Source organism: Psychroflexus sp. S27 (genome assembly GCF_002810405.1).
Lineage (GTDB): Bacteria > Bacteroidota > Bacteroidia > Flavobacteriales > Flavobacteriaceae > Psychroflexus > Psychroflexus halocasei_A.
Genome location: NZ_NEXQ01000008.1, coordinates 96514 through 114843 on the forward strand (window position 1 = coordinate 96514; position 18330 = coordinate 114843).

General features: G+C 33.2%; 18 protein-coding genes. 1 reads left to right on the forward strand and 17 read right to left on the reverse strand.

The annotated features are described in order from the left end of the window. Positions 1–2: 2 nt before the first annotated feature. Genes CAP47_RS01565 through CAP47_RS01605 form a run of 9 tightly spaced genes read right to left on the reverse strand, consistent with a single transcriptional unit; the run spans position 3 to position 9037 of the window. Positions 3–992: a UDP-glucuronic acid decarboxylase family protein gene (locus tag CAP47_RS01565; protein ID WP_100775095.1), complete on the reverse strand. Its 990-nt coding sequence runs from the start codon at positions 990–992 to the stop codon at positions 3–5. Next, positions 993–2300 (reverse strand): UDP-glucose dehydrogenase family protein, encoded by a 1308-nt coding sequence (locus CAP47_RS01570; protein WP_100775096.1) that lies wholly within the window; start codon positions 2298–2300, stop codon positions 993–995. 9 nt (positions 2301–2309) lie between these two features. Then, positions 2310–3065: a WecB/TagA/CpsF family glycosyltransferase gene (locus CAP47_RS01575; protein WP_100775097.1), complete on the reverse strand. Its 756-nt coding sequence runs from the start codon at positions 3063–3065 to the stop codon at positions 2310–2312. A 14-nt stretch (positions 3066–3079) separates the two neighbouring features. Further along, positions 3080–4225 carry a hypothetical protein gene (locus tag CAP47_RS01580; RefSeq protein ID WP_100775098.1) on the reverse strand — a complete coding sequence of 382 codons (1146 nt, stop codon included), beginning with the start codon at positions 4223–4225 and terminating at the stop codon, positions 3080–3082. Positions 4226–4227: 2 nt separating this feature from the next. After that, entirely contained in the window at positions 4228–5217 is a 990-nt protein-coding gene (locus CAP47_RS01585; protein ID WP_100775099.1) for a hypothetical protein, read from the reverse strand. 18 nt (positions 5218–5235) lie between these two features. Next, the gene (locus tag CAP47_RS01590; RefSeq protein WP_100775100.1) at positions 5236–6081 is read right to left on the reverse strand and encodes a sulfotransferase; all 846 of its coding nucleotides are present in this window, start codon (positions 6079–6081) and stop codon (positions 5236–5238) included. After that, positions 6071–6586, reverse strand: coding sequence for an acyltransferase (locus CAP47_RS01595; RefSeq protein ID WP_100775101.1), 516 nt, complete (start codon positions 6584–6586; stop codon positions 6071–6073). Before CAP47_RS01595 ends, CAP47_RS01590 begins: the two co-directional genes overlap by 11 nt. After that, entirely contained in the window at positions 6579–7811 is a 1233-nt protein-coding gene (locus CAP47_RS01600) for an O-antigen ligase family protein (RefSeq protein ID WP_100775102.1), read from the reverse strand. The genes CAP47_RS01595 and CAP47_RS01600 overlap by 8 nt, the downstream gene beginning before the upstream one ends. Continuing rightward, complete coding sequence (locus CAP47_RS01605) at positions 7808–9037, reverse strand: O-antigen ligase family protein (RefSeq protein WP_153043470.1); 1230 nt, start codon at positions 9035–9037, stop codon at positions 7808–7810. Before CAP47_RS01605 ends, CAP47_RS01600 begins: the two co-directional genes overlap by 4 nt. Before the next feature lie 83 nt (positions 9038–9120). On the opposite strand from CAP47_RS01605, the gene CAP47_RS01610 reads away from it, so the two are divergent. Then, entirely contained in the window at positions 9121–10194 is a 1074-nt protein-coding gene (locus CAP47_RS01610) for a glycosyltransferase family 4 protein (RefSeq protein WP_100775104.1), read from the forward strand. A 23-nt stretch (positions 10195–10217) separates the two neighbouring features. On the opposite strand, the gene CAP47_RS01615 is transcribed toward CAP47_RS01610, so the two are convergent. From CAP47_RS01615 to CAP47_RS01650, 8 genes are read right to left on the reverse strand one after another with little or no spacing between them, the layout of a single operon-like run. Then, complete coding sequence (locus CAP47_RS01615; protein WP_100775105.1) at positions 10218–11168, reverse strand: sulfotransferase family protein; 951 nt, start codon at positions 11166–11168, stop codon at positions 10218–10220. 26 nt (positions 11169–11194) lie between these two features. Continuing rightward, a complete protein-coding gene (locus CAP47_RS01620; RefSeq protein WP_100775106.1) occupies positions 11195–12508 on the reverse strand; it encodes a flippase in 1314 nt (437 codons plus the stop codon). 18 nt (positions 12509–12526) lie between these two features. Beyond that, positions 12527–14428: an amidophosphoribosyltransferase gene (locus tag CAP47_RS01625; RefSeq protein ID WP_100775107.1), complete on the reverse strand. Its 1902-nt coding sequence runs from the start codon at positions 14426–14428 to the stop codon at positions 12527–12529. Positions 14429–14469: 41 nt separating this feature from the next. After that, on the reverse strand, positions 14470–15393 hold the full coding sequence (locus CAP47_RS01630; protein ID WP_100775108.1) for a PfkB family carbohydrate kinase: 924 nt from the start codon (positions 15391–15393) through the stop codon (positions 14470–14472). Between the two features lie 60 nt (positions 15394–15453). Next, positions 15454–16017 carry a 5-formyltetrahydrofolate cyclo-ligase gene (locus tag CAP47_RS01635; protein WP_100775109.1) on the reverse strand — a complete coding sequence of 188 codons (564 nt, stop codon included), beginning with the start codon at positions 16015–16017 and terminating at the stop codon, positions 15454–15456. Continuing rightward, positions 16014–16988, reverse strand: coding sequence for a succinylglutamate desuccinylase/aspartoacylase family protein (locus CAP47_RS01640; RefSeq protein WP_100775110.1), 975 nt, complete (start codon positions 16986–16988; stop codon positions 16014–16016). Before CAP47_RS01640 ends, CAP47_RS01635 begins: the two co-directional genes overlap by 4 nt. Positions 16989–16990: 2 nt before the next feature. After that, a complete protein-coding gene (gene rimK / locus CAP47_RS01645) occupies positions 16991–17863 on the reverse strand; it encodes a 30S ribosomal protein S6--L-glutamate ligase (RefSeq protein ID WP_100775111.1) in 873 nt (290 codons plus the stop codon). Next, on the reverse strand, positions 17860–18282 hold the full coding sequence (locus tag CAP47_RS01650; RefSeq protein WP_100775112.1) for an ATP-dependent zinc protease: 423 nt from the start codon (positions 18280–18282) through the stop codon (positions 17860–17862). The genes rimK and CAP47_RS01650 overlap by 4 nt, the downstream gene beginning before the upstream one ends. Positions 18283–18330 lie beyond the last annotated feature (48 nt).

The following is an 18330-nucleotide window of genomic DNA, read 5'->3' on the forward strand; positions in this document are numbered from 1 at the left end:
ACTTAACGTCTAATGTGGTCTGAGAAATCTTTGTGTTCGCTTTTTTCAAGATCTTCTTTTGATAAAGATTTGAAGTATTCATAGGTTTTTTGCATGCCATCAGCACGATTAACTTTTGGTTCCCAATCTAAAATTTCTTTAGCTAAGCTAATATCAGGTTGTCTTTGTTGAGGATCATTGACGGGTAAATCCTTATAGATTACTTTTTGATCAGTCCCAGTTAATTTGATAATTTCTTGTGCGAAATCAGAAATTGTGATTTCATGTGGGTTTCCAATATTCACAGGTTCTACATAATCACTTAATAGTAACCTATAAATGCCTTCAACCTGATCGTCAACAAAACAGAATGAACGTGTTTGAGAGCCATCGCCAAAAACTGTTAAGTCTTCGCCACGTAAAGCTTGACCAATGAATGCAGGAATCACACGACCATCATTCAATCGCATGCGTGGGCCATAAGTATTAAAAATACGGACAATGCGAGTCTCTAATCCATGAAAACGATTGTAAGCCATTGTGATAGATTCCTGAAAACGCTTAGCTTCATCGTAAACACCACGTGGGCCAATGGTGTTGACATTACCGTAATAATCCTCAGTTTGTGGATGCACAAGCGGATCGCCATAAACTTCAGAAGTACTTGCAATTAAGATTCTAGCGTCTTTTTGTTTAGCGAGGCCCAATAAATTATGTGTTCCTAAAGATCCTACTTTTAAAGTTTGAATCGGAATTTTGAGATAATCAATCGGACTTGCAGGAGAAGCAAAATGCAGGATGTAATCTAAATCACCGGCAACATGTACAAATTTTGTAACATCGTGATTATGAAATTCAAAATTTTCAAGCGGAAATAAATGCTCAATATTTTTGATGTTTCCAGTAATCAGGTTATCCATCGCAATGACGTGATAACCTTCTTTTATAAAACGATCACACAGGTGAGAGCCTAAAAAGCCTGCAGCACCCGTGATTAAAATTTTCTTTTTCATCTAAACGTGTTTTCTACCGATAGAGCTGTATCTAAATCCAGCTTCCGTCATTTCATCAATTTCATATAAATTACGCCCATCAAATATAACAGGAGATTTCATTTCAGCCTTGAGTTTTTTGAAATCTGGTGTTCTGAAAATACTCCATTCTGTACAAATCAAAAGGGCATCAACATCTTTTGAAGCTTCATACATACCTTCACAGTAAGAAATCTGATCACCAATTTGAGATTTCACATTTGGCATCGCTTCAGGATCGAAAGCTGTAACCTCAGCACCAGCTTCAGTGAGTTTATCAATCATGTATAAAGAAGGGGCTTCTCTAATATCATCAGTTTCAGGCTTAAATGATAAGCCCCAAAGTCCGATTTTCTTTCCTTTAAGATCACCCATAAAGTGATTTTTTATCTCTGGGAAAAGAATTGTTTTTTGAGCTTCATTCACTTGAACGACAGCATCTAATATTTTGAACTGATGGTTAACATCTTGTCCTGATTTATGTAAAGCTTTCACATCTTTTGGAAAGCAAGAACCTCCATAACCAATGCCTGGAAATAAAAACCTTTTTCCGATACGAGAATCAGTTCCCATCCCGATACGCACTTTATCAACATCAGCGCCAACAATTTGGCAGTAATTGGCAATCTCATTCATAAACGTAATTTTTGTAGCCAAGAATGAGTTGGAAGCATATTTTGTAAGTTCAGCTGACTTTTCATCCATAAAGATAATTGGATTGCCAGATCGTACAAAAGGTTTGTAAAGTCTGTGCATCAAGTCTTCCGCTTTTTTACTTGATGTCCCAATCACGATGCGTTCAGGTTTCAAGAAATCTTCAACGGCGTAACCTTCACGTAAAAACTCAGGGTTTGAAACCACGTCGAACTCTGAAGAGCAATATTTTGCAATTGTTTGCTCAACTTTTTCTGCAGTTCCAACGGGAACAGTACTTTTATCAACAATAACTTTATAGTCTGTGATGTATTTTCCGATATCTTCAGCAACGCCTAAAACGTATTTAAGATCTGCGGAGCCATCTTCATCTTCAGGTGTAGGTAATGCCAAGAATATAATTTCGCCATGGTCAAGACCTTCGTGAAGTGAAGTTGTGAAGCTTAATCTGCCAGCGTCAATATTACGATCGAAAAGCACATCGAGTTGAGGTTCATAAATTGGAATTTCGCCATTTTTCATGCGTTCAACTTTCTTTTCATCGATATCAACACAGATCACATCGTTTCCATTTTCAGCGAGACAAGTTCCTGTGACAAGGCCAACATAGCCTGTACCTACAACAGTTATTTTCATTTTTTAAGATTATTTAGATTTTTGGTCAGATTTGAATAATGATTTAAATGTCAAAAATATGAATTTAGTATTGCCGACGAGATATCTTTTCCACATTCTTTTGGGCTCTTGTAAAAATCTGTAGAACCATTCGAGTCCAGCTTTTTGCATCCAAATCGGTGCACGCTTAGTTTTTCCTCCTAAAACATCAAAGCTACCGCCAACACCCATAATGAAATTTACAGACTTTAAAGCTTTACGATGTTGGTGTAAAAATATTTCTTTTTTAGGAGAACTCATGGCAACAAAAAGCATATTGGCTTTGCTGTTAACGATTTCATTAACAATTCCTGCTTCTTCATCAGCGGTAAAATAGCCATTTCTGTAGCCTGCAATAACTTCACTTCCGTATTCGTCTTCAATAATTCCAACAAGCTTATTGACGACTTCTTCTTTAGCGCCAAGTAAATAAATAGAATGATTTTTTTCGCGAGCTAAACCGATAAGGTTTTCAAAAAGGTCAATCCCGGCCACGCGTTCTTTAAGTGGTTGGCCTAATAATTTTGAAGCCCAAATAACCGCTTGTCCATCTGCATTAATTAGGTCAGCTTCATTAACGCTTTGTCTCAAAACACCATCATTTTGCATGGCAACAATTTTACCAGCATTTACGACGGTATGGTGAAGTGATTCATGAGCAGAAATCTTACTGTCAACAAGACTTAAGGTTTCTTGCATGCTTAGATTATCGATGTGTGTGTTGAGGATGTGAATGCGATTGTTCATTCAATGAAGATTATTTAGTTTACAGACGTTTTTTTTAAAGTCTCTAAAGATGCCAAAATTAATACAACAAAATAGATTGGTATAGAGCCATTGTAAAAAAAATTTCCAGAAATGAAAGCTCCACCAAATAATAATATGATTAGAAAAAAAGCTAAGTGATTTGACTTAAGATCCCTAAGTCTACTAAACCAGCATAATAAATATAGATATAAACAAGATCCTAAAATTCCAAAAAACAATAATAAGTCAAAGTATTCCATTTGAGATCTCATCGATAGTATAGATAAACCACCAAAAATATAATTTAAGAAGCTCCAATTTTCTTGAATATAAGGTATGGTACTCTCAATGAGTAGCTGATCTCTTAAAGATAAAATACTTGTTATCCAACCTTTTTCTTGCGTTATATCCTTAAAAATTCCTCTTTGTAAAAAGAAATAAAGACCTGAAGCTCCTAACATCAAGAAAAGAATTGCAACTCCAATTCTTTTCTTGACTTCTTTAATTTGCACTATAAAGAAAAGTGCTAAAGAAAAAACGAGATATAGCAATGCTGTTTTAGTACCCAATAAACAAACAGAAATAATACTGGAATAAAAGATAGGATTTTTAAATGCACGCGAATTGTATCTTATAAAAAAATATGCCAAAGCTATACAATAAAAATAAGTGCTTGTTGCTGAAGCCATAAAAAGACCAGAATAACCAAATCTATGACTATACGTGGCGAATATTTTCCATTCAAAAATGTAGGCCAATAAAACAATACAACTATTAATAAGGATTATAATTTCAAAAATAGGAAAGACCGATTTTGAGACATCAGCGTTGTTGATTTTTATGAAATATAGAGTGATTAAAAGGAAAAACAGGTATTTTAAAAATGATCCTAAAACAGAATAATTAAAAGAATCCTCAAGCGCTAATTGACCCAAAGAGAAAACTATAAGTAAGCCAAGAAAGGGCCATGTATATTTTTTTCTATAAATGAGAATAGTCATCACAATTAAAACAATTGTTAAAACCTTGACTACTATTGGCATGAAGGACTTATCACTTCCAAGACCTACTTTGACAGTACTCCAGGCTTCAGTTAAAAAAAAGAATGCAAGGAATATTGGTAAGAGATAATTTTTATATTTTGTTAAATAAAAATTCAATTTTAATCTTGAAAGGTTTTGAAGTGATTATTCTTGTGAGATGTTTTCAAAAATTCATCTAATTTTTTTAACGCATACGGCGTAAATGCTTTTGGATGTCCTATTAGAACGAAATTGGCCATACTTTTCGTATTCTTTTTATACCAATAATATGCTTCTTGAATAAACGAAGCTTTATAGCCGTCTATGGAAACGACGCTATGAGAAGGCGCGAGCATTAATCTAAATGTATCTTTTTTTGTTTTTGCAATAGCTGAACCATCACCAAACGCCCTATGTTGAGATTGTTTTTTTAATTTGTGATAAGCAAATTTCCAAAAGAAAAATGGACTTACTTTATATGAACTTATAGGAATTTCTTTAAAATTTCCTTCAGGGTTTTCCTTTATTAAATCTTCTGAAAAGCAATAATCTGTATTAAATTGAGCTACTTTTCTGAAATCATAGTACTGCGCTGATGAATTGTAATATCCTTTTGGAAAAACTGTACTATCTATGCGAACATTGTTTTTTAAAAGTGCTTTTCCTATTTCTGTGAAAGGTTGAGCACTCCAGCCTCCTGCTCGATATGCTTTTGGAGCTTGTCCTGAAATTTTAGTGAGTGTTTTAGTATATTTGGTTACAATTTCATGGACTTTATCAGAAGAGAAATCGGCCAACTTATATCTTGATGTATCAAAAACCCACTCTTTTCCATTAAAATGGGAATCTTCCCAGTGCGGATGAATATGCAATTCCATTCCGTGACCTTGATTAGCCAAGTTTTTGATTTGAGCTGTTATTTTTTGATAATCTTTTTTAAGTTGAGTGTATTTTTCCTTTTGCTCCTCTAATTTAACTAAATAACCTACGTCTACAAAGCAGGTGAATTTGATTTTTAGTGGGTTGACAATTTTTAATAATGCTTCTGTAGGCTTGATGATACAATTTTCTACACTACCACTGTGCTTTCCAAAAAACAATTCATAATCCAATGTAATGTAGATGTTCATTGAGCTATAAGTTTTATTTTAAAATTTATTTTTATTAATTATTCCAAAGGGCAAACTTAAGAGATAATATAGTAATTGTTTTTGTCTTTCAATATTTTTCCATTTTTTATCGGGTTGAATTTTTATTTTTTGATTTGTTTTCATTCGATTGCCTCCGACGATATGAGGCATCTTAAAATATAGAGGTAGTTTTTTAATTGATGTTTCCTCTTCAAAAATATGCGTATAAATATTCGCTAAAGTTTCTTCAGGTTTCTCAACCAAATCTTCATACTTTACTTTAAGTATATTTTTTTTTGTTCGATAAACCAATTCTGCAAAAAAATTAATGATGTTGTAATATACTAAGGCCTTAAAAGGAGATTTAGAGGTTTGTACTTTTTTTTGAAAAGAATGCACCACACCTCGAGAGTCTCTAACAAGATAAATACCTTTTACATTAAGTTCTTTGCTTTTTTTTAGCAATAGGAATCGTGCAATATACTTAGAAGAGTCAACATACCATTTACTTTTGCGTTGTTGATGAATTGATTTAAATGTTTCTTCATGTATATCTAAATATTCTTGATGCTTTGAATTACTCAATAGCAACTTTGGAATTTGTCGATGTGCTTCCTCTTCTTTAGAAATTTTTTTACGATGTTGAATGTTACATGTTAAAAATTTTGATGGTATACTCCATTCATTACAGTTTATAAGCTTCTCTCCACAAGAACAATTTTTGTTATCATCTAAAAACTCATAGAATTGATGCATCTCTCCAAGAGTTTCAATCTGATGGTGATTGTTGAGTAAAGTAGCCAGTAATGTGGTGCCACTTCTTCCTGCGCCCAGTAAATAAATTAAATTAATTCTATTTGGCATTTCTAAACTTTAAAACTTTTGAAGGAACTCCTCCTGCTATAGCGTAATCAGGAATGTCCTGTGTCACTACTGCACCAGCAGCTATAACTACATGATTACCAATGGTGCATCCCGCAGTAATGATCACATTTGCACCTATCCAAACATCATTCCCTATACTTGTTTTATAATAGTTTTTCCCTTGTTGTTGTATAGGGATATCTAACTTATCAAACTTATGGTTTCTTGAGTAGATTTTGATATCTGGCCCCATAATTACGTTATCTCCTATACTAACATTTGCCTGGATTAAAGCTCTTGTTCCTAATTCTGAGTAATTACCTACAGAAGAGTTTGGAGATATTTCTGCTCCTTTTTTTACTCTGAGTTCCTTACCGCAATTTTTTAAATAACGAGTAACTAGCCATTGTCTTATTTTTGGAAAAAATAAGCTATAAGGTCTATAGTCTTCGGGGCTGTTTTTAAAAAAAAGAAGATAAATCAAAAAATATGTTTTCTTAATCATGACGTCTAATTAAAAAAGTTGAACCTAAGAGAACGATAAAATTGATGCCCATATTCCTATCTACATAGTTTTCTATACAAAAAATCGCTCCTATAAGTACGAAAAAAGAAATATATACTAAATCTCTCTGTTTTAGTGCGATATAACAATTTCCAATAAAAAAGATAATTATTGAAAGAGCTCCGATGAGTCCAAAACGAATGAGGTAACCCAAAATTTGATTGTGAGCATTGTAGGATTGGGAGACAGATAACTTCATGTCATTTTCTTTATACTTCTCTAATAATACTTCATTTTCAGTTCCTGAGCCATGACCTAAAATTGGTTTTTCTTTAAAAAGTTCCCAACCCACAATCCAGCGTGACATTCTGGAATCAGAAGTCGTTTTAGTATCGGTATTGTGTGTCCCTATGTTATTTTCTAGCTCCCAGATAGTTCCATTGACAGCTTTATTATAAATGTAAGTTTGCTTAAAGTAGGGCATAATCAAAATCGCTGCTATGAGTAAAGTCGTTAAAGTAAAGGCAAAAACTTTCCAATGTAATTTTTCTAATGCTAATAGAAAAAACAATACTAATAGTGAAAAAAAGATAATTCTAGAGTTGATAAAAACGATAGAGGTAACAATAATTAAAGCACTGGCAATCTTTAATAGTACATGTACTCTGAGTTCTGCAAAAAAGATAAAACTCAAAGACATAATGAAATAAGAACCAACATAAATAGGGTGTAAATTTTCACCCCAAGGAGATAAAAACCTAAAACCAGTAAAGTGGCTGCTGAAAAGTTTTGTTATAGGTAACTCTTGAAGTGAAAAGTTATAAAAGTTTATACTTAATAGTACTAATCCGCTTAATAAACAGCCAGTTATCAAGCTTTTTTTGATGATATTATGGAAATTTATATTAGAGAGATCTTTCCTAAAGAGCATCACCGGAAAGATGAGTAAAAATATGTATTTGGTGATCTCATTAAAAGCTTCTTTAGGTAGTGGACTATAGGTTATGCCTAAAATGACAGGAACAATCAGTATAAAAGGTGAAAAATAAAGAAACCTTTTTAGCACTTTATTCTCGTGGTTTATACCATAAAATATAAAAGACAAAACATGTGTAAAAAGTAGACCTATGACACCTATATTACTTAGCGATGTCTTTAAGGGTAAAAAGAATACCGCAAAGAATAAAAGCAGTTTTGTTATATTTGTTAAAGCTTGTGCTTTCATTGTTCCCGTTTTAAAAACATTATAGCAATACTACCTCCTATAAAAAAAGCTGCAATTCCTGAGCCAAATATATGCCCACTCAAATTAGCTATTATAATTAAGAAAATTAAAAATGCTAGAGTGTGTTTAGCAAAGATATATTTAGGAAGCTTTCTCAAATGCATTGCGTTTAAAAAATAATAGGAAATTGTTATCATTAGAGTCATTAGACCTAGAAACCCAGAGGTAAAAAGTAAAGTGAAAAAATCCATTTCAGGAATTTTTCCAGCTAAACTTAAAAAATAATTTTGTCCTAAACCTAAAATTTTCTCATACCAAGTATAATCTGAAAAAACCTCAATACCTTTTTGTAAAAAGTTGTTTCTGTTTGATAAAAACACAGTTAATAGATCATTATTATTTTTCCGCATGGAATATTCAAGCTTTTTTAATATACCTGAGTTATTAACTGTAACGTAAAAAAGGTAACTTATTAGAGGAATACCTATTAAAACAAAAAGAAACAAACGGTTAATCCATTTTTTTTTAATCTTCCTTTTAATAGAGCTTATCCAAGGTAATAAAAACATTAACAATACGCCAAAAATAACAGTCTTAGAAGTGATAAGAAATGCAAAAAATAAAAAAATAATTCCAGAAAATATGACTTTTAAAATTTGTTTCTTCTCTTTAAGATAAATTGCAGTTATAAAGGCTAAGCATAGCACTAATATGCTTAATTCATTACCGGCATAAATATATCCTTTTGTTCCAACAGCATTTCCATAGCCATGATGGTAAAATGACATGCCTAAGCCTATACTTCCTAATAATAGATTGATAGTAATGAATACTAAAGAAAAAGTAACTATTCTTTTTATCCATGGTATTAATAATTCTATACGAGAGGACTGAAATATTTTTTTAAAAAATAAAAAACTCAAAGGCACTGTAAACCATTTTGCAGCAACTATAACATCTTTTATATAATAAGATAAATCGCCTGTTTTTATTAGTCCTATCAGAGGACTAATTTGAAAAGATATGAGAATTAAAAGTGCAAAAACAATTTCCTTATTAGAGGTTAATCTTAATAGCATAAGGATGATCACAGAAAGTTTAAAGAATTGACTAATCGGTAGTTTGACAAACTCCATAATAAAGAATCCATTAACCATATCTACCAATACAGTTAAGCTTAGTAAAAATAAGATGAATCTGTCTAAAACACTAATTGGTACTCTCAAGATAAAAAACTACTTTTGGCAAATTTACGACTTTAAGCTTTACAAATAAGTGGTTAAAAGTAAATTTGTAGATACAACTTACTATGAAAATATTTTTAATATCCAACATGTATCCTTCTCAAAATGATGGCTTATTTGGCGTTTTTGTTAAAAACTTTAAAGAGGAGGTTGAAGCACAAGGTGTTGAGTTTTCTGCCGTATCTGTTATTAAAGGGAAATCTAATTCAGCTTTTAAAAAGTCAGTTAAATATATAACTCACTATTTGTCAATTCTTAAAAATTTCACCTTTAAATCTTACGACGTTTTATATCTACATTACTTAACGCATCATATACCTATATTGTTTTTCTTGATTCCTTTTAAAAGTAAAAAATGGGTGATTAATACACATGGTAATGATATCGTTCATCTCGAGAATCAAAAGTTTTTAAAGAGAATTGCATGTACCATACTAAAAAGAGTAGATTTAGTCGTTGTACCTTCCTCTTATTTCAAAAAAGAAGTTTTAAAAAACTATCCTTTTTTATCTGACCATGATGTTTACGCTTCTCCATCTGGAGGTGTTGATCCAAAGGTCTTTTATGTAAAGAATAATAAAAATCATGAGAAAAATTTACATTTAGGCTTTGTTTCTCGTTTCATAGAAGAAAAAGGATGGAAAACTTTTTTAGAAGCTTTAGTTAAACTTCAAAAAAAAGGAGTTTTATTCAAAGCAACGATTGCAGGTAAAGGTCCTGATGAGGAACAAATCAAATCTTATTTAAAAGAGAATAAATTATCACAAGTCAATTTTTTAGGTTTTGTAAAACAGAATGAGTTAATCCATCTTTATAACGATTTTGACTTGTATATTTTTCCAACATATAGAGAAGGTGAAAGTTTAGGGTTAACTGGGGTTGAAGCAATGTCTTGCGGGACACCTGTAATTGCATGTAATATGGCAGGACCATCAACTTACATTGAGCATGAAGTTAATGGTTATTTATTTCAACCTAAAAATAGTGACCAACTTAGCAAGTACATTCATGCATTTGCGCAAAAAAGTGTTTTAGAAAGAGAAGAGATGTGTCAACAAGCAATAAATTCTGCAGAGAATTATAAAAAAGATATTGTGGCAGAAAAGTTAATAATTAGGTTAGATGAATTACTTAAATGAAGGCTCGATATCGCTATAGAAACCTAATTTTTAATATTCTGATATAAGCTTTCAGTTAGTTCATCAATAATGTTTTCTTGTTCTTCATTTAATACATCTTTCCATTTTCCTATTGAATCTTCATTTATGGGACTTCCAATATTAGCATGATGCTTTCCATATTTAACATCACCTAAAGAGTCTTTATTTTTCCAGAAGTCAAGCATTTTAGGGGAATAGGACATGTTCAAGAATTTACAAATCTTTTTGAGTTCATGCTCTGGAAACCTCACAAGGTTTTCATATTGAACTTGATGGAATTTGTTTGGTTGTATTTTCTTTTTTAAAGAGCTGACTTTTTCTATTGCTGATATCCAGAAATTAGCTGCATCTTTATGTTTTTCGTAAAGTCCAGCTTTTACATAGGAGCTAGTAACATCTTTAGGTTCTCTTAAAATGTGTATATATTTAGCCTTAGGATACACCTTTAATATCTTATCAATGAATAGAGTATTGATGGGTGTTTTATCACCCCATAGCCTGTGCTCTTCATTTTTTTCTTCTTGATATGTTGAATACACAACTTGTATAATGTAAGATAAGCTTCTCTTGCTTTTTGGTAAGCGTCTCGCTTTTTCATGGGCCTTGAACAAATTAATTTCCCAAGTGTAAAACTCTTTGTAGGCTTCAAACTCTGCGATAATTAATGAGCATATTTTTTCCCAAGGTAAAAAATTATAAGTCTCGTAAATCCTGATTATTCTAGGCCACACATATGATTCAGGAGGAATTGAAGCTTCCCCACCAGAAATAAGCATGGATCTAAGTAAAGTGTTTCCAGATCTCCCACAGCCAATAATGAAAAAAGGTTCTTTAAAGTCATGCTCTACTGTTTTCCTTTTCCTTTTAAAAATGAAACGATAGCCTAATTGAATTGTATCATAAATCTTTACAACTAAAAGCGGAGTTTTTGATTTAAGGCGGTTAATCATCATTTGTACAATAAATTTAATGAGCCAGTTTAATTTTTTATTCTAGGATCATAATAAGACCTAATATTCATTTTCTTTTTTAAGTAAACAGCACAACCAATATTCCAAAAAACCATACTAATTACTGTTGAAACAGCAGCGCCTATGCCACCATATAGGGGAGTTAGTATAAAAGTTAATGCTAAATTGATGAATAATGCAATGATAACAAAGTTTTGATAAACTTTTTGCTTACCAATCATCTGCATAATTATACCTACTGAGCCCGATAGTGAATTGACTAGTTGTCCTGCACAAAAAATGAAAAGTATGATATAGCCAGCTTTAAACTCTTCGCCAAATATCCCCAACAGAAAATCATGAAATATAACAATAATCAACATTACAGCGACAGTGATAAGGAAGTTTAGCTTGGTTGAAAAAGAAATCAATTTTTTATAATTTTGCTCTTCATCTGCAGCATAACTCTTTGCGATTTTAGGAGCCAAAATTGAGTTGATGGCTTGTAAAGTAAAAGTTGTCAAAGTTGCAACTTTTAAACTAATGTTATAAATACCAACACTTTCAGTATCTTCATAAATTCCCATAATGAAAGTATCCATCCAACCTAGAAGAATTAAGATAGATGAAGATAACATCATCGGAAGTGAATCTTTGATAAAGTTCCACGAACTCATTTCAGATTTAAAAGATATATTCTTTATTTGATAAGTTACTAAACCAAAGCTTAATAAGCTTGTGATCAAAACACCATAAAAGTGAGCTTTAACAATGATTATTGGATCTTGATCAAGATTGTATAAAATCAATAAAATAATTAAGCCAAATAAAAACCGACTTGGATTATTGAAAAATGCAAAGGCTTGATTTTGTTTTTTGGCTCTAAAATAACCAGCACTTACTAAGCCCAAAGACCAAAAGGGTATTGCTGCTAATATCCATGGTAAATAGGGCAGAAGCTCAGGTTTAGGTTCCCTGAAAACCTTCATAACTAAAGGCTCTTTGAGAAAATAAATGATACTTGCTAAAATAAAACTGACTAAAAAAGATTTGAAAACAGATTTATAGAAAATACCAGTTTCAGAGTTGTTATTGTCTTCTGAGAAGAAACGCACTAGGTTAATATCTAAACCAAGTCTACCAATTACACTAATAATTAAAAAAACAGAAAAGCCTAAGGCGATAATACCGTAAATATCAGCACCAAATTTTTGTGTAATAAAAAGAGTGAAAAAGTATCCAATCAAAGTTCCACCTAATCTAAACCCCAAAAAAGAAAATCCCTTTGACAGGATTTCTTTTTGGTCGGTGTCGCCCAATATTTTCTGGATACGTTTTTTCATCTTTGAGTTACAACTTAATTAATAAGCGCGATCTTCTTTACCTTCATAGAAGTTCATGAACGCTCGATTGACAACCTTATTGCCTCCTGGCGTTGGATAGTTGCCTGTAAAATACCAGTCACCAAGATTTTTAGGGCAAGCTTCATGTAAGTTTTCTATGCTTTGATAAATCACTTCAACTTCTGTCGAAATACTATCATCGCTTAATAAAGTTGCAATCTTACTCGAAATTTCTGAGGCAGAGAAATATTGATAAAATTCTTTCACATGATTTTCAACCTCAGCGCTTGGTAAATCTTTTTGAGCCACACATTTTTTGTAAATTGACTCAATAACTTCATCATAAGTGCCTCGATCTTGATGTAAAGCTTTTGCTGCTTTAAAAGCCACAAAATCATCAATGCGTGCCATGTCAATTCCGTAACAATCAGGATAGCGAATTTGTGGTGCAGAAGAAACAATAATGATTTTTTTCGGATTCAATCGATCCAACATCTTCAAGATACTTTTCTTTAATGTCGTTCCACGAACGATACTGTCATCAATCACTACTAAATTATCTGTTGGTTTAACAACACCATAAGTCACGTCATAAACATGAGCAACCAAATCGTCACGACTGCTATCTTCTGTGATAAATGTGCGGAGCTTAGCATCTTTAACAGCAATTTTTTCTGTGCGCAAACGATGGGCTAATATTTCAGATAATCGCTCATCAGTCAGATTTTCTTTTTCTTTTAAAATCGCTTGATTCTTCTGGCGGTTAAGCTCATCTTGCGCGGCTTCAACCATGCCGTAGAATGATGTTTCGGCTGTGTTTGGTATAAATGAAAACACTGAATTGATGGTGTCAAAATCTATCGCTTTTAAAACTTCAGGCATTAATAAAGAACCTAATTTTTTTCTTTCAGTATAAATTTCAGCATCGCTTCCGCGAGAGAAATAAATACGTTCAAACGAACAAGCCTTTCTTTCTTTAGCCTCGATGATTTGTTTAAAGTAAACTTCACCATTTTTTTGAGTAATAATGGCTTGTCCTGGCTTTAATTCTTTAACATCATCATAAGCTACATTAAAAGCTGTTTGTATTACAGGGCGCTCTGAAGCTGTTACAACAATTTCATCATCCATATAATAGTAAGCTGGCCTGATGCCATTTGGATCACGCAAAACAAAAGCATCGCCATGCCCAAGCATGCCTGCCATAACATAGCCGCCATCCCAATCTTTTGATGCTTTTCGTAAAATTTTATGGACTTTAATTTGCTCAACAATATGCGGTGAAGCTTGTTGCTTGTTAAAGCCTTTTGATTTTAATTTCTTATAAAGTTTTTCAACTTCACTATCTAGAAAATGACCGATTTTTTCCATCACAGTAATGGTATCGGCTTTTTCTTTAGGATGTTGGCCAAGGCTAACAAGTTTATCAAAAAGTTCATTAACATTGGTGAGGTTAAAATTCCCAGCAACGATAAGGTTTCTGTGCATCCAGTTATTTTGTCTTAAAAACGGATGAACATTTTCGATGCTATTTTTCCCAAAAGTTCCATAGCGTACGTGTCCCAAATAAAGTTCACCGAGATAAGGTAGATTTTCTTTTTGTAATTCAGCACTTTTTAGCCATTCAGGATTTTCTTTTAAACCTTGATTGATGCGGTTATTGACTTTCTCAAAAATATCTTGAATCGGTTGCGCAGCGTTTGATCGGACACGGCTGATGTAACGATTGCCAGGTTTAACATCAAGTTTAATGCTGGCTAAACCTGCACCATCTTGACCACGATTGTGCTGCTTTTCCATCATCAAATACATTTTATTGATACCATAAAATGCTGTTCCGTATTTCTCCTTGTAATAGCTGAGTGGTTTGAGCAATCTGAGTTGCGCAATTCCACATTCATGTTTTATTAGTTCGCTCATAGCTGCACAAAAAAGCCCCGAAATTTCAGGGCTTAAATTATTTAAGTAAGATTTATTTCAAATTGTGTTAGCGATTTAAATTCTTTTAATCGCCCATTGATTTCTTCAATATCAAGATTTTTCATTCTTTCTGTGCCAAATTTTTCAACACAAAAGGAAGCTAAGTTCGAGCCATAAACAATGGCTTTTTTCATATTTTCAAAAGACGTATCTTTTGTTTCAGCTAAATATCCTGCAAATCCTCCCGCAAATGTATCGCCTGCACCTGTTGGATCAAAAACCTCTTCTAAAGGCAAGGCAGGAGCAAAGAAAATTTCATCATCATGAAAAAGCAAAGCGCCGTGTTCTCCCTTTTTGATAACTACATATTTGGGACCCATTTCATGTATTTTTTTGGCAGCTTTGACTAATGAATATTCACCAGAAAGCTGTCGCGCTTCTTCGTCGTTAATCGTAATCACGTCAATTTTTGCAATCACCTCTTTCAAGAGATCCAAAGTTGTATCCATCCAAAAAATCATCGTGTCAAGGATAATCAGTTTTGGAGCTTTGACTTGCTCGATGACAGACATTTGAACTGCAGGATGCAAATTGCCGAGCATGATTATGTCTGAATCTAAAAAGTGATCTGGGACTTTTGGTTCAAAATCTGCTAGCACATTGAGTTGTGTTTCAAGCGTATCTCGTGTGTTCATGTCGTTATGATAGCGACCTTTCCAAAAGAAAGTTCGTCCGTCTGCTACAACCTGAAGTCCGTCAAGATTAATGTTTTGTTCTCTAAACAAGTTGAGGTGTTTCTCTGGGAAATCTTGCCCAACAACTGATACAATTGCACTTTCTGTATTAAAGTTAGCGGCACTCAATCCGATGTATGTCGCAGCGCCACCGAGAATTTTATCTGTTTTTCCGAAAGGTGTTTCAATTTCATCAAAGGCAACTGTTCCAACAATTAAGAGTTTACTCATGAGTGAGGTTGATTTTTTGCAAATATAAAACTAATTCATTTCAAAATTATTCTGAGCGGCTTAATTCTTGAATTCATATATTTTTGATGGAGTGACGCAGTAATTTAATTGTTGATCATGCGCTTGGGCTTCGATTTCTTCTTCAGCAGAAAAGAATGATAAACCAACTTTAATAACATCTTTTCTGCATTGTTCCAAAAAAACATCATAATAGCCTTTGCCATAGCCAACTCTATTTCCATGCTGGTCGAAAGCTAAAAGCGGAACAAAAACCACATCGACATCTTCAGCTTTGATAGAAATACCATCTTGCGGTTCGGGAATTCCGTAATTGTTAATCTTAATTGGTGTCGAGTCGGTTAAGAGGTAGTGCGACATCTCTAAATCTTTTTTTGTTTTTGAAATCACAACATCTTTGTCTTTTCCTTGAATGGCATGAAGCAAATATTCTGTGTTGATTTCCTGATGTCTTGTAATGCTTAAAAAAATGTGATAAAGTCTTTTATTCCAGATATCTAAATTCAAGCATTGATTGGCAATCTCAAGACTGAATTGATCAATTTCCTGCTCAGAAAGTTCTTTTCTTTTGGCTTTATATTTTTTTCTTAATTCGTTTTTTGTCATTTTATTTGTGTTGAAATATGAAAAATGGCATCACCTTGATAAACAATCGGTGCTTGATTAACATTGATAAGGTAGCCATTGTTAGAGGCTCTCACTTTATGTTGTAAGCTGCCGTAAGCATCTGTGATATAGGCGATAATCTGACCTTTCTCAACATATTTACCAACAGCGATTTCAGGATGAAAAAGGCCGCTATATTTAGCGCGAATCCATTTTGTTTTTGTTATGAATTTACTTTTTTCTTCTTGATTTGGCGCCTCAATTTTCAGACTTAACATATTCAGGTGATTTAAAATTCGTTTGACACCTTCAACACCATGTGCTGTGATTTCTTTATTTCTATCCAAAGACTTTCCCCCTTCAAAAAGTAGAATAGGAATATTTTTTTTCTCACAGATTGATCGGTATGAGTTTTTTAGAGTTTTAGAATAAACTGTGAAAGGTGCGTTGAAAATAGACGCAAGCTCATCAAACTGCGGATTGTTTTCTGTAATTCGGATTTGAGCTGCGTTAAATCGACTTGCGCCACCTGTATGAAAATCTAAACAATAGTCAGCAATGGGTAAAATATCTTCTGAAAATCTAAAAGCTAAACGACTTGCTAAAGCGCCTTTTTTAGTTCCTGGAAACATACGATTAAGATCGCGACCATCAGGAAATTGGCGTGACAAATTTAGAAAACCAAAAACATTGATGACTGGCAAACAAATAATTGTACCGCATTTTGGTTTGTTGATGCCTTTGGCAACAATCTGCCTGACAATCTCAACGCCATTAATTTCATCGCCGTGAATGCCAGCTGTGATAAGAACAACAGGACCTTTTCGCTTAGCACGTTGAATGATGACGGGTACTTCAACGGCAGTGTTTGTGTAAAGTTTAGCAGTGTTAAAATTTATTCTGGCTTTTTGACCAGGCAATATTTCATGATCTAAAATATGCAGGATATTATGCTCGTCAATGTATGGCATATTTACACATTCTTTTCTATGTACTGAATAATGCTTTTCGCAATATCTTTTCCAGTCGCTTTCTCAATGCCTTCAAGTCCTGGCGAAGAATTAACTTCAAGAATTAAAGGCCCACGTGAACTTTGAATAAGATCAACTCCGGCAACCGCCAAACGCATGGCTTTCGCAGCTCGGATAGCAGCAATTTCTTCTTCATCTGAAAGCTCAACGACTTCAGCCGAACCACCTTGATGCAAATTTGATCTGAATTCGCCTTCTTTACCTTGTCGCTTCATCGCACCGATAACGTGACCATCAACAACAAAAACACGAATATCAGCACCTTTTGCTTCTTCAATAAACTCTTGAACTATCACTCTTGCTTTTAAACCGTTAAAGGCTTCAATGACAGATTTAGCTGCATTTTTTGTTTCTGCTAACACCACACCCAAACCTTGTGTTCCTTCAAGCAATTTGACAACCAAAGGTGTCCCGCCAACGTGTTCTATCAAACCTTCAACATCACGAGAGTAATTGGTGAAAACTGTTTTTGGTAAACCAATTTTAGCACGTGACAAGACTTGCAAGCTTCTTAATTTATCTCTACTTCTTACAAGTGCCTCAGAATCGGTTGTTGAAAAAGCGCCCATCATTTCAAATTGTCTGACAACTGCAGTACCGAAGTAAGTGACCGATGCACCAATACGCGGAATTATCGCATCAGTATCAGTGATGTAATCACCTTTATAATAAATATTTGGTTTGCGCTTTTCGATCACTAAATCACATTTAAGGTGATCAATGACTTGAACATTGTGTTTGCGTTTTTCGGCTGCTTCAACTAAACGTCTTGTCGAATATAGATTCTGGTTTCTTGATAAAATTTTAATATTCATGTCTGGGCTTTAAATGAGAGGTTATTTAGATCAGTATCAACGATAAATTTCTTATTGAGGAATTTTCTGCCAATCAAAACAGGATTTTTCATCGTTGAACGATCTGTTAATGAAAGGGAAATTTGATATGTTTTATGAAATAATTCAATTTTTGATTTGATTTGATAGCGTTCTTCTACACCACCATTACTGCTTTTTACCTTTATTTTTTTATAATTATTAATCACGAGAGATTGATAGTTATTTTTTTTATTTTTTGAATCAATAAATCGACAATGCAATTGACCGTTGATTTCTTTAAAGTCGTCACAATGTATTGAAGACGTATAAGCACCAGTGTCAATCTTGATCGCGACTTGTTGTAAACTTAATTCTGGGAAATTAGCGATGTCTTTCCTACCGATTATTTTTTTAGCCATATTGCAAATTACAAAATCAAATGTAAGACAGAATTTAAAATAAATATT